At 74.3% G+C, this 11,309-nt stretch carries 11 protein-coding genes, 1 pseudogene and 1 riboswitch; of the genes and pseudogenes, 5 read left to right on the top strand and 7 right to left on the bottom strand.

Features of this window, described 5'->3' with window-relative positions:
- Positions 1-10 precede the first annotated feature (10 nt).
- On the bottom strand, positions 11-1,117 hold the full coding sequence (locus ENKNEFLB_RS02790; protein ID WP_246535807.1) for a thiamine ABC transporter substrate-binding protein: 1,107 nt from the start codon (positions 1,115-1,117) through the stop codon (positions 11-13).
- Positions 1,107-1,213, bottom strand: a riboswitch (TPP riboswitch). It overlaps the preceding gene by 11 nt.
- A gap of 232 nt (positions 1,214-1,445) precedes the next feature.
- Between ENKNEFLB_RS02790 and ENKNEFLB_RS02785 the strand changes: the two are divergent.
- Positions 1,446-2,200, top strand: a pseudogene (locus ENKNEFLB_RS02785) (alpha/beta hydrolase fold domain-containing protein).
- Complete coding sequence (locus tag ENKNEFLB_RS02780; RefSeq protein WP_214057804.1) at positions 2,197-2,637, top strand: GNAT family N-acetyltransferase; 441 nt, start codon at positions 2,197-2,199, stop codon at positions 2,635-2,637. The pseudogene ENKNEFLB_RS02785 and the gene ENKNEFLB_RS02780 overlap by 4 nt, the downstream one beginning before the upstream one ends.
- 153 nt (positions 2,638-2,790) lie before the next feature.
- Here the strand turns inward: ENKNEFLB_RS02780 and ENKNEFLB_RS02775 are convergent, their stop codons facing one another.
- Positions 2,791-3,855: an MBL fold metallo-hydrolase gene (locus ENKNEFLB_RS02775; protein WP_214057803.1), complete on the bottom strand. Its 1,065-nt coding sequence runs from the start codon at positions 3,853-3,855 to the stop codon at positions 2,791-2,793.
- Positions 3,856-3,913: 58 nt separating this feature from the next.
- Between ENKNEFLB_RS02775 and ENKNEFLB_RS02770 the strand changes: the two genes are divergently transcribed.
- On the top strand, positions 3,914-4,708 hold the full coding sequence (locus tag ENKNEFLB_RS02770; protein WP_214057802.1) for a putative protein N(5)-glutamine methyltransferase: 795 nt from the start codon (positions 3,914-3,916) through the stop codon (positions 4,706-4,708).
- Between the two features lie 219 nt (positions 4,709-4,927).
- Here the strand turns inward: ENKNEFLB_RS02770 and ENKNEFLB_RS02765 are convergent, their stop codons facing one another.
- Positions 4,928-5,365: an Hsp20/alpha crystallin family protein gene (locus tag ENKNEFLB_RS02765; protein WP_214057801.1), complete on the bottom strand. Its 438-nt coding sequence runs from the start codon at positions 5,363-5,365 to the stop codon at positions 4,928-4,930.
- Positions 5,366-5,465: 100 nt separating this feature from the next.
- Between ENKNEFLB_RS02765 and ENKNEFLB_RS02760 the strand changes: the two genes are divergently transcribed.
- Entirely contained in the window at positions 5,466-5,768 is a 303-nt protein-coding gene (locus ENKNEFLB_RS02760; protein WP_214057800.1) for a MerR family transcriptional regulator, read from the top strand.
- A 28-nt stretch (positions 5,769-5,796) separates the two neighbouring features.
- Here ENKNEFLB_RS02760 and ENKNEFLB_RS02755 read toward each other — a convergent pair whose 3' ends face one another.
- Positions 5,797-6,072 (bottom strand): DUF7218 family protein, encoded by a 276-nt coding sequence (locus tag ENKNEFLB_RS02755; protein ID WP_214057799.1) that lies wholly within the window; start codon positions 6,070-6,072, stop codon positions 5,797-5,799.
- A gap of 137 nt (positions 6,073-6,209) precedes the next feature.
- On the opposite strand from ENKNEFLB_RS02755, the gene ENKNEFLB_RS02750 reads away from it, so the two are divergent.
- On the top strand, positions 6,210-6,869 hold the full coding sequence (locus ENKNEFLB_RS02750; protein ID WP_246535806.1) for an HAD family hydrolase: 660 nt from the start codon (positions 6,210-6,212) through the stop codon (positions 6,867-6,869).
- Positions 6,870-6,939: 70 nt separating this feature from the next.
- Here the strand turns inward: ENKNEFLB_RS02750 and ENKNEFLB_RS02745 are convergent, their stop codons facing one another.
- From ENKNEFLB_RS02745 to ENKNEFLB_RS02735, 3 genes are all read right to left on the bottom strand, one after another.
- Positions 6,940-8,817 carry a glycoside hydrolase family 15 protein gene (locus tag ENKNEFLB_RS02745; RefSeq protein WP_214057797.1) on the bottom strand — a complete coding sequence of 626 codons (1,878 nt, stop codon included), beginning with the start codon at positions 8,815-8,817 and terminating at the stop codon, positions 6,940-6,942.
- Complete coding sequence (zwf, locus tag ENKNEFLB_RS02740) at positions 8,810-10,237, bottom strand: glucose-6-phosphate dehydrogenase (protein WP_246535805.1); 1,428 nt, start codon at positions 10,235-10,237, stop codon at positions 8,810-8,812. Before zwf ends, ENKNEFLB_RS02745 begins: the two co-directional genes overlap by 8 nt.
- Positions 10,238-10,444: 207 nt before the next feature.
- Complete coding sequence (locus tag ENKNEFLB_RS02735) at positions 10,445-11,296, bottom strand: response regulator transcription factor (RefSeq protein WP_246535804.1); 852 nt, start codon at positions 11,294-11,296, stop codon at positions 10,445-10,447.
- Positions 11,297-11,309: the final 13 nt, after the last annotated feature.

Below are 11,309 nucleotides of genomic sequence, written 5' to 3'. Positions count from 1 at the left end.
CGGCTGGCCGTCACCGGCTGGTGACGTCGGCCCACTCGCGCAGCCAGGTGTCGCGGTTCGCGGCGATCTCGGCCGGGTCCACGGCGTACGGGTCGGTGGGCCGCTCGGCGAAGCGGGCCCAGTCCGCCGGGAGCGGGGTGTCCTCGACGACCGGGAAGACGTACATGCTCTCCGGCAGCGCCTCCTGGACCTCCGGCGAGAGCAGGTACTCGACCAGCGCCGCGCCGCCCTCGGGGTTCTCGGCGCCGGCGAGCACCCCGGCGTACTCGACCTGCTGGTAGCAGGTGTCGAGCAGCGCGCTGGTGGTGCTCCGACCGCCGTCGACGGTGAAGGCCGGCGAGGAGTCGTAGGACACGACGACCGGGCGGTCGCCGTCGCCCCCGCCCTGGGTGAAGCGGGACTGGTAGGCCTGCTCCCAGCCGGAGGTGATCTCGGCGCCGTTGTCGACCAGCGCCTCCCAGTAGGCCGGCCAGTCGTCGCCGTACTCGTCGATCGTGGCCAGCAGGAAGGCCAGGCCAGGCGAGCTGGTGGTGGCCGCGGGCAGGGCGAGCAGGTCGGCGTAGGCCGGGTCGACGAGGTCGTCGAGGGAGGCCGGGGGCTCGAGGTCGCGCTCGGCGAACCAGGTGTCGTCGACGTTGACGCACACGTTGCCGTCGTCGACGGGCGTCAGCAGGCCCTCGTCGTCACCGGGCAGCAGGTCGTCCTCGACGCCGGCGGGCAGGTCGTCGGGCAGGGCCGGGACGAAGACGTCCTCCTCCAGGGCCCGCGAGGCGAACGTGTTGTCGACGCCGAACGCGACGTCGCCCGGCGGCGTGCCCGCGGCGAGGACGAGCTGGTTGGTCATCGAGCCGGCGTCGCCGAGCGGGCGCTGCTCGAGGTCATAGCCGGTCTCCGCGGTGAAGCCGCGCAGGACCTTGCCCGGCAGCACGAACGAGTCGTGCGTGACCAGGGTGACCGTCCCGCCTGCCTCGCCGGCGGCGCCGGTGGGCGTGCCCGACGCCTCGTCCTCGTCACCCCCTCCGACGAGGCTGCAGGACGTGGTCAGCAGCAGCGCGGCCGCTCCCACCCCCGCCAGCAGTGGTCGTGCGGCACCTCGGGTGCGTGCGGGCAGCATCATGATGACTCCCTTCGCCGGTACTAGCCGGAGCAGGTTCTAGGGTCTGCGGCTGGTCCGCACTCTCAGCACGCTGCGCGTGCTCCCCTGTCGTGCCGCCCACCATACGGGGCGGTCCGCGAGGGCGCGCGTGGGAGGCTTCGGCGGTGACCCCGAGCCTGCGCCACCAGCTCCTCGCCACCCTCGTGCCCCGGCTGCGAGGAGCCGGTGACCTCGACGTCTCGAGCGGGGTCGCAGCCGCCGCCACGGTGGAGCGCGACCGCGTCTCCCGCCGTCAGGAGGGCCTCGACCGGTCGCTGCCGACGGGCCTGGTGCCTGGCCTGGGCCGGCAGTGGGTCGCCCGCCGCGAGCTCCTGGCCGGCACGGACGGGGAGTTCCCGGCCTGGGCCCTGGAGCCGCGGACGGGCGAGGCCACCTCGACCGTCTACCACCTGCACGGGGCGGGTTCGTGTCGCCGGCCGACTCCGCGCACGTGCGGTGGGCCACCCGGGTCGCCGGTCCGCTGGGGGCGCGGGTGGTGCTGCCGGACTACCCGCTGGCGCCCGCGCACGACTGGCGGTCCTCCCGCGCGGCCCTCGTCGAGGACGTCGCGCGGTACGCCGAGCTCGGGCGGGTGGTCCTGACCGGCGACTCCGCCGGGGCGGCATCGCCCTGGCCGTCGCCCAGGAGCTCCGCGACCGCGGCGGACCGGCGCCCTCGCGGATGGTGCTCGTCTCGCCCTGGGTCGACCTCAGCGAGTCGACGCCGCAGACCGCCGCCCTCGACGGCACGGACCCATGGCTGCACCTGTCGAAGCTCCGGCTCTACGCCTCGTGGTGGGCCGGCTCCGACGACCCGGCCGAGCTGGCGCGCCCGGAGCTGTCGCCCGCGCTCGGCGACCTCGACGGGCTGCCGCCGACCCTCGTGCTCTGCGGCACCCGCGACCTGCTGCACCCCGGCTGCCGGCTGCTCGCCGACCGGGCCGCCGCGGCGCGGTGGGCGATGACCTACGTCGAGCGGCCGGACCTGATCCACGTGTACCCGCTGCTGCCGGGCGTCCCCGAGGCCCGTACGGCCGGCGTCGCGGTCGCGGAGTTCGTCCGATGAGCGGCGTCGAGGTGGCGGTCCGCTCCTTCGCCGAGCTCGACGTCGCGACGGCGTACGACGCCTGGCGGCTGCGGCAGGACGTCTTCGTCATCGAGCAGGACTGCCCCTACCCCGACCTCGACGGGCGCGACCGGGAGCCGACCACCCGGCACGTGCTGCTGCACGAGGACGACGTGCTGCTCGGCTACCTCCGGGTGCTCGACGACGGCGACGAGGCCCGGATCGGGCGGGTGGTGCTGGCCCGCGCCGGCCGCGGACGGGGGCTGGCGGACCTGCTGATGCGCGCGGCGCTGGCCGAGACCGGCGACCGCGCCGTCGTCCTGCACGCCCAGTCGCCGCTCGCCCGCTGGTACGCCACGCACGGCTTCGCCGTCGCGGGCCCGGAGTTCCTCGAGGACGACATCCCCCACCTGCCGATGCGGCGCGAGGGGCGCTGAGGCACGGGCACGGGCCCGGGACGGTGGTCGAGGAGGGAGCGCAAGCAACCGTCTCGAGACCCGCCCCACCGGTGTACCGGCACGCCCCCGCCGGTCGATGGGTGATCTGCACGCACCGGGTGGAGGAAGACCACCCATCGACACCGGGTCGCCTCAGCCGGCAGCGGTGAAGACCACGGCCCCGTCCACCACGGAGCGCGCCGCGTCGCCGCGGGCCACCAGCAGCTCGAGGTGCGCCTTGGTCTCCATCGTCGCCAGTCCCGCGTTGAAGAGGTCGAGGTCGGCCAGGGCGTGCTCGTGCCGGGTCCACGGCAGGACGCCCGCCACGTCGTACGAGGTCAGCCCCGCCGGGGCCGCGCCGACCAGCGCCCGGAGGCAGGCGGCGAGGCGCTCCTCGTGGTGGGCCAGCAGCTCGTCGACCCGGGCGTGCACCGACGGCGCCACCGGGCCGTGCGCCGGGAGCAGCCGCAGGTCGGGCATCGCCCGGACCTTGGCCAGCGACCCCATGAAGTCGCGCAGCGGCTGCTCCACCGGCACCGGCTCGAAGCCGATGGACGGCGTGATCGTGGGCAGCACGTGGTCGCCGGCGAACAGCAGCCCCCCGCCGTGGTCGGCGAAGACGACGTGGCCCTGGGTGTGCCCGGGCGTCTCCACCGCGGCCAGCGTGCGCGAGCCCAGGGTGATGTCGTGGTCGCCCTCGAGCCAGCGGTCGGGGTAGCCCCAGTGCGCGAGGTCCAGGGTCGGGCTCGCGCTCGGACGGCCCCAGCGGTCCGCGAGCTCCGTCGCACCGGCGGCGCGGAGCAGGTCGCTGGACCCGGTGAACGGCGGCTCGGTGGCGTGCATCAGGTCCAGCGTCGGCTTGTCGCCGATCCCGAGGCTCACCTCGGCGCCGACCTCGCGACCGATCACGTGCGCCAGCGTGTAGTGGTCGCGGTGCACGTGGGTGACCAGAAAGCGCCGCACGTCGGCGAAGGCGTACCCGATCGAGGCCAGCGACCGCTCGAGCAGCTCCCGTGCCTCGACGATCGACCACCCGCCGTCGACGAGCGTCAGGCCGGCCTCGCTCTCGACGGCGTAGACGTTCACCGCGCGCAGACCGTCCTGCGGCAGCGGCAGCGGGATCCGGTGGACCCCGTCGGCGACCGGCCACGCGCCGGGCTCGGTCCAGTGCTCGCCGGAGTCCGGGGACACGGCGCGGGAGGTCGGGGTGCTGGTCACCCGCCGGAGGCTACGCGGGGCGGCGCGCCGGCGTACCGGCCCCTGCGACCATGACGGGGTGAGCCCCGACCCCGGCACCGCGGAGACGGCCCGCCTCGCCGCCCGGCTGCGCGCCGTCGGCTGCGTGTGGGCCGAGGAGGAGGTCGCCCTGCTCCTCGACGAGGCCCTGACCCCGGCCCACCTCGAGGCCCTCGTGGTCCGCCGCGAGGCCGGCGTCCCGCTGGAGGTCGTCGTCGGCTGGGCCGCCTTCGCCGGCGTCCGGGTCCCCGTCGAGCCCGGCGTCTTCGTCCCCCGCGCCCGCAGTGCCCTGCTGGTGCGGCTCGCCGTGGAGGAGCTGGGCGTACGACCGGCCGCCGCGGTGGTCGTCGACCTGGGTTGCGGCACCGGTGCGCTCGGGGCGGCCGTGGCCTCGGCCCGACCGGACGCCGAGGTCTGGGCCGTCGACGTCGACCCCGCCGCGGTCCGCTGTGCACGCCAGGTGCTGGCGCCCGAGCGGGTGCGGGAGGGCGACCTCTACGACGCCCTGCCGGCGGCGCTGGCGGGACGGGTCGCGGTGCTGCTCGCCAACGCGCCGTACGTCCCGACCGCCGCCGTCGCGCTCATGCCCCCGGAGGCCCGGCTGCACGAGCAGCTCCGCGCCCTCGACGGCGGGGTCGACGGACTCGACGTGCAGCGGCGGGTGCTCGCCGGCGCCGCCCGGTGGCTCGCGCCCGACGGGCTGGTGCTGGTCGAGACCTCGCGCGGGCAGTCCGCCGCGTCCGCCGCCGCCGCAGGAGCGGCCGGGATGACGGCGCGCGTCGAGGTCGACGACGACCTCGACGCCACCGTGCTCGTCGCCCGGCCCGGGCGCTGACCGGCCTTCAACCCGCCGACGCTCGGACCAATCCGGCTACAGATGTGCTCCGAACCACTCCTGACCCGGCGCCGTGGCGCGTCGCCGGACCCTGTCGAAGGAATGGCGACACGCTCCCTCCGGTCCCTCGTCAGGCAGGTCCGCCCCCGCGGCGCCGGGTCACCGGACGGGGCGGCCCGGTCCCCGGCACCGGGACCGGGCCACCCCGCCACCCCGTGCTCAGGCCTGGATCGCGGGCTGCTCGGTCGAGGCTCCCGGGTGGCCGGCGGTCACGGCGATCCGCCGCGGCTTGGCCTTCTCCGCGACCGGCACGACCAACCGCAGCACCCCGGCGTCGTAGGACGCCTCCACCGCGTCGAGGTCGAGGTTGTCGCCGAGCACGAGCTGGCGGCTGAAGACGCCGCGGGGCCGTTCGGCGGTCAGCGACTCCCAGTCACCGTTGCGCGCGACGCGCTCGGCGCGCACGGTCAGCACGTTGCGCTCGACGTCGAGGTCGATCGTCTCGGGGGCGACGCCGGGCAGGTCGAACTCCAGCACCACCCGGTCGCCCTCGCGCCAGGCGTCCATCGGCATCACCGCGGGGCGGTTCGTGGTGCCCATGACCTGTTGGGCGAGGCGGTCGAGGTCGCGGAACGGGTCGGTGGTGCGCAGCAGCATGGTGTCCTCCTCGGATGACGGGCGACGCCGGGTGGCGTCGCGTACCTGTATCGGTTGTTACAGGTTTTATATAGCGCAGCGATGAGGCAGGATCAAGACCATGACCGGACGGGACCAGGGCGTCTTCGCCATCTCGGTGGCGGCACGGATGTGCTCCACGCAGGTGCAGAACCTGCGGGTGTACGAGCGGCACGGCCTGGTCGCCCCCGGCCGCACCGACGGCGGCACGCGGCTCTACTCCGCCGCCGACCTCGAGCGGGTCGACCGGGTCCGCGCCCTGCTCGCCGACGGGCTGAACCTGGCCGGCGTGGCCCGGGTCGTGGCGCTCGAGGACGAGGTCGCCCGCCTGCGGACGGCCAACACCTCGCTGCGCCGTCGCCTCGCCCGGCCCGCCGGCGCCTGATCGCCGCGCGCCCGGTCCTCCAGGCGGCTCAGTGGTCGCGCAGGGCGTCGACCAGCTGGTCCTTGGTCATCGTCGACCGGCCCTCCACGTCCAGCTCGGCGGCCCGCTCGCGGAGCTCCGCGACGGTCCACTCCTCGTACGACGGCGACGACCCGCCCCGCTCGCCGACCTCGGAGCGGGAGCTGTTCGCGGCGGCGTTGGCGATGCGCGCGGACTTCTCCTTGCTGTTGCCCTCGTCGCGGAGCTTCTCGTACAGCTCCGGGTCCTTGACGCTCGGACCGGGGTCCTCCTGCTTCGGGGCCACGCCGCCACCTCTCCTCGGGGACGGACCACGCTAGCCAGCGCGCCCGGGACCGGCACCGACCCCGGGGGTGAGGACCGTCGGGTCGTGACACTGCGAGGGTGGCGGGTCCCCCGTACCCGACCCAAGGAGCCCACCTCGTGTCCATCGACACCGTGCTGCTCGACCTCGACGGCACCCTCGTCGACTCCGTCTACGTGCACACCACCGCCTGGAAGCTCGCCTTCCGTGACGTCGGCGTGACCGTGGCCAGCCACCACGTCCAGCGCGCGATCGGGATGGGCGGGGACCGCCTCGTGGCCCACGTCGCCGGCCAGTCCGTCGAGGACGCCATGGGCGACGAGGTGCGCGAGCGCCACCAGCGCTACCTCGACGAGCGCTTCCACGACCTCAGCGCCACCGACGGCGCCGGCGAGCTGCTCGAGGCGCTGCGCGGCAAGGGCTTCAACGTCGTGCTCGCCAGCTCCGCCGACAAGGAGCTCAGCGAGCGGCTCCTGGAGCTCCTCGACGGCGCCGGGCAGCACCTGCACGAGTCGATCGCGGGCGCCGAGGCGGAGCAGAGCAAGCCCGAGCCGGACCTGATCGAGGTCGCGCTGGAGTCCGTCGACGCCACGCGCGCCGTGATGATCGGGGACGCCGTCTGGGACGTCGAGGCCGCGGCGAAGGCCGGGGTCCCCTGCGTCGCCCTGCTCACCGGCGGGTTCGGCAGCGCCGAGCTGCTTGAGGCCGGCGCCGTCGCGGTCTACGACAGCCCGCGCGAGCTGATGGCGCACCTCGACGAGGCCCCGTTCAAGGACTGACCTGTCCGCGAGCGTCATCTCGGCTGTCCGCGAGCGTCATCTCGGCTGTCCGCGAGCGTCACCTCGGCGGTCAGCCGAGGGCGCGGTCGAGGTTGAGCGCCGCGCTGATCAGGCTGAGGTGGGTGAAGGCCTGGGGGAAGTTGCCCAGCTGGACTCCGGTCAGCCCGATCTGCTCGGCGTAGAGGCCGAGGTGGTTGGCGTAGGTGAACATCTTCTCCAGCGCCAGCCGCGCGTCGTCGAGCCGACCGGCGCGGGTGAGCGCCTCGACGTACCAGAACGAGCACAGCGAGAACGTCCCCTCGCCACCCTCGAGGCCGTCGGCCGACATCTCCACGTCGTAGCGGAAGACCAGGCTGTCCGAGACCAGCCGCTCCTCGATCGCCTTCAGGGTGGACAGGAAGCGCGGGTCGTCGGGCGCCACGAACTTCACCATCGGCATCAGCAGCACGCCCGCGTCGAGCACGTCGGCGCCCTCGTGCTGCACGAACGCCCCGATCTCGGCATTCCAGGACCGGTCCATCAGCCGCTCGTAGATCTGGTCCCGGACCTGCATCCACCGGGTCGCGTCGCCGGGCAGGCCCCGCTGGCGGGCGGTCCGGATCATCCGCTCCAGCGCCACCCACGCCATCAGTCGCGAGGTGGTGTGGTGGCGCGGCTCGTCGCGGATCTCCCACATCCCGGCGTCGGGCCGCTCCCAGTTGTCCATCAGCCACTCCAGGACCCGGGTCAGGTCGGACCAGGAGTCGTAGGACAGGCCGTTGCCGTACTTGTTGAACAGGTAGACCGAGTCGATCAGCTCGCCGTAGATGTCGAGCTGGAGCTGACCGGCCGCGGCGTTGCCCACCCGGACCGGCTTGGAGTCCAGGTAGCCGCGGAGGTGGTCGAGCTCGTGCTCGGTGTCGGGGATCCGGCCGTCGATGTCGTAGAGCACCCGCAGCGGGCCGAGCTCCGGGTCGACGTCGTCGCCCTGGTCCTCGAGACGGCGTGAGAGCCAGCCCATGAAGGCGTTGGCCTCGTCGGTGAAGCCCAGGCGCAGCAGGGCGTAGAGGCTGAACGCGGCGTCGCGGATCCAGACGAAGCGGTAGTCCCAGTTGCGCGGGCCGCCGATCTCCTCCGGCAGGCTCGTGGTCGGCGCCGCGATGATCGCGCCGGTCGGCTCGTGGGTGAGCAGCTTCAGCGTGAGCGCCGCCCGGTTGACCATCTCGCGCCAGCGCCCCTGGTAGGTCGAGCGGGAGAGCCACTCGCGCCAGAACGCCGCGGTCTCGGTGAACAGGTGCGCGGTGTCCTCGCAGTCGCCGGGCGTCAGGTCCTCGCCCTCGCCGAGCACCTGGAGGACGAACAGCGCCTCCTCGCCCGCGCGCAGGGTCAGGTCGGCGTGCACCGTGCCGTGCTCGGCGGTGAGGTCGGCCGTCGAGGCCACCCCGAGCCGCAGCCCGCCGCCGGTGACCAGGGCGTCGGTGCCGACCAGCTCGACGTCGGGGGTCACGCGGCCGTAGTCGGGCCGGGCGGCCAGCTCCATGCGCAGCCGGGTGGTGCCGCGCACGGCCGCCACGCGGCGCACGATCCGCTGCCGGTGGTCCGGGTCGTGCGCCTTCACGACCGGCATGAAGTCGTGGACCTCCGCCACGCCCTCCTCGGTCAGGAACCGGGTCACCAGGATGTTGGAGTCCGGGAAGTAGAACTGAGCGGTCGTGACGTGACCGTCCACGACCTCGAACCGCCACGCACCGCCCTGCTCGGGGTCCAGCAGCGCCCCGAACACGCTCGGCGCGTCGAACCGCCCCGCGCAGAACCAGTCGATGGTGCCCTCGGAGCCCACCAGGGCGCAGGTGCGCAGGTCGCCGATCAGGCCGTGGTCGGCGATGGCGAGGAACTCCCGGTCCCCCAGCGCGCTCTGCGACCCGCCCGTGCTGCGGCTGCGGGCCCCCTCCTGGGAGGCGTCAGTCATCGTCGCGCCCGAGCCGCCAGCCGCCCTCGGGGAGGTCCAGCGCGGCCTGCGGGCCCCAGGAGCCCTGCGCGTACGTCTGCAGCGGCGGCGGGCTGTCCAGCACCGGCTGCACGACCTGCCAGAGCCGGTCCACCTCGTCGGAGCGGGTGAACAGGGTCTGCTCGCCGCGGATGACCTCGAGCAGGAGCCGCTCGTAGGCCTCCAGCGGGTCGGCCCCGGGGATGGCGTCGGAGAAGTCCATCCGCATCGTGGCCTCGGCCAGCTCCATGTCGGGCCCGGGCCGCTTGGCGCGCATGTCGATGAGCACCTGCGGGTCGTCGGTCAGCTCGAGGACCAGCTCGTTCGGGCCGGGGTCCTCGCCGAAGATCAGGCTCTCCGCGGTCCGGAAGCGCAGCGTGATCGTGCGCCGCTGCTGCGCCAGCGCCTTGCCGGTGCGCAGGTAGAACGGCACCCCGCGCCACCGGTCGTTGTCGACGCGGGCCTCGATCGCCACGAACGTCTCGACGTCGGAGTCCTCGGCCACGTCCTCCTCGTCGCGGTAGCCCTCGAACTGCCCGAAGACGACCTTGGCCGGGTCCAGCGGCTGCAGGTCGGCGAAGACCTTCGCCTTCGCGTCGCGCACGGCGTCGGCGCTGAACTCGCCCGGGTCCTCCAGCGCCACGAAGCCGAGCAGCTGCGAGAGGTGGGTGGAGACCATGTCGCGCAGGCAGCCGGTGGACTCGTAGAAGCTGCCGCGTCCCTCCAGCCCGAGCTCCTCGGGCACGTCGATCTGCACCGAGGTGAGGTGCTGGGCGTCCCAGGCCGGCTCGAAGAGGCCGTTGGCGAAGCGCAGCGCCAGGATGTTCTGCACCGCCTCCTTGCCCAGGAAGTGGTCGATGCGGAAGACCTGGTCCTCGTCGACGACGTCCTTGAGGGCCGCGTCGAGCTCGCGGGAGGACTCCAGGTCCAGACCGAACGGCTTCTCGATCACCAGGCGGGCGCGCTCGGCGATGCCCTCCCGACCGAGCATGTGGATCATGTCCTGCATGGCCGACGGCGGCACCGAGAGGTAGACCAGCCGGCGGACGTCGGAGACGTCGTCGCCCCCCACCAGCGCCTGCTCGGCGGTCCGGACGGCCTCGGCGAGGTCGGCACCGTCGTCGGCGTTCGAGGTCTGGAACGACACCCGGCCGACGAGCTCGGCCACCAGGTCGTCGTCGAGGTCGCCGACGGTCTCGGCCAGCCCCTTGCGGACCTGGTCGCGGAACTCCTCGTCGGAGCCCGGGCTGTGCCGGCCGCTGCCGATGACCTGGTAGTCCGCGGGCAGCCGACCGGCGCGGGCCAGCTTGTAGAGGCCCGGGAAGAGCTTGCGGCGGGCGAGGTCACCCGTCGCGCCGAAGAGGACCATGACGTGCGGGGGCAGCTTCTCGGTGGGGCTCACCGTCCCAGCCTGCCAGCAGCGCGCGTGGGCACCGGCCACCCAGTCGGGTCGGCGGGCGTCGGTCCGTCCCCCGGACGTGGCACCGGCAGCCAGGCTCGGGCCCCGTCTGCGTGAGTCGGGAACCCGGGCGTGACCGCCGGCACGCCCAGTATGCCGGATCGGCCCACCCCCGACGAGCGGCCCGACGAACGACCCGACGGTGCGGGGCTACGCCTCGACGGCGGGCGGGCGCGGGCGGGACGGCGGGTGGGGCGGCGGGTGGGACGGCGGGTGGGACGGCGGGGGCCGCCGGGTCAGGTCGGCCCCCGCGGCGCCGACCCCCGGCACGGGCCGGTCCGGGACGTCGAACCCGTGCTGCAGGCCCCACAGCACCGCCTGCGAGCGACGGGTCACGCCGATCTTGCGGTAGGCGCTGCGGATGTAGGTCTTCACCGAGTTGATCGACAGGAAGGACCGGTCGGCGATCTCCTGGTTGGACAGGCCCTGGGTGATCAGCGCGATGGTCTCGGCCTCCCGCGCGCTCAGGCCCTCCCCCTGGCCGCGCCACCCGCCGGCCGGCTCGTCGTCGTCGCCCTCGGCCTCGGGACGCACCCGCTCGCCGGCCTGCACCTGCTCGACCGCGGTGACCAGGTCCACCGCCGTGAGCCCCTTGCTGAGGTAGCCCGCCGCACCGCGCCGCAGGGCCGTGTCGACCCGGGCGGGGTCCACGTTCCAGCTGAAGACCACCACCCGGGGCGGTCGCTGCCCCGGGGCCCGGTCGGCGGCCACCGGGGTCCGCCCGAGCAGCACCTCGAGGCTGACCCGGGTGCCCTGGGTCTGGGTGTCGGTGTCGTAGAGCACGACGTCGACGTCCTCCTGGTCGAGGTCGGCCGCGGCGACCTCGACGACGCGGACCCGCGCGGCGTACGGCTCGAGCATCGCCGTGATGCCGGCGCGGACGATCTCGTAGTCGTCGACGACCGCCAGCCGTACCGGGCGACCGGTCCCCCCGAGCACCCCGCCGCGCACCCCCCGGAGCGCCCGGCGGGCCGCCCGGGCGTCGTGGGCGTGGGGGGTCACGGGGCTCCTTCGC

Origin of the sequence: Nocardioides aquaticus (genome assembly GCF_018459925.1) — a bacterium.
Taxonomy (GTDB): Bacteria; Actinomycetota; Actinomycetes; order Propionibacteriales; family Nocardioidaceae; genus Nocardioides; species Nocardioides aquaticus.
The sequence above is the reverse complement of the archived record's forward strand: the minus strand, read 5'-3'. Positions and strand labels throughout refer to the sequence as shown.

Coding starts and splice junctions, on each gene's coding strand:
- ENKNEFLB_RS02745 (WP_214057797.1), bottom strand. CDS start 8,817: ATGACTGACGCCTCCCAGGAGGGGGCCCGCAGCCGCAGCACGGGCGGG.
- ENKNEFLB_RS02765 (WP_214057801.1), bottom strand. CDS start 5,365: ATGCTGCTGCGCACCACCGACCCGTTCCGCGACCTCGACCGCCTCGCC.
- ENKNEFLB_RS02780 (WP_214057804.1), top strand. CDS start 2,197: ATGAGCGGCGTCGAGGTGGCGGTCCGCTCCTTCGCCGAGCTCGACGTC.
- ENKNEFLB_RS02760 (WP_214057800.1), top strand. CDS start 5,466: ATGACCGGACGGGACCAGGGCGTCTTCGCCATCTCGGTGGCGGCACGG.
- ENKNEFLB_RS02790 (WP_246535807.1), bottom strand. CDS start 1,117: ATGATGCTGCCCGCACGCACCCGAGGTGCCGCACGACCACTGCTGGCG.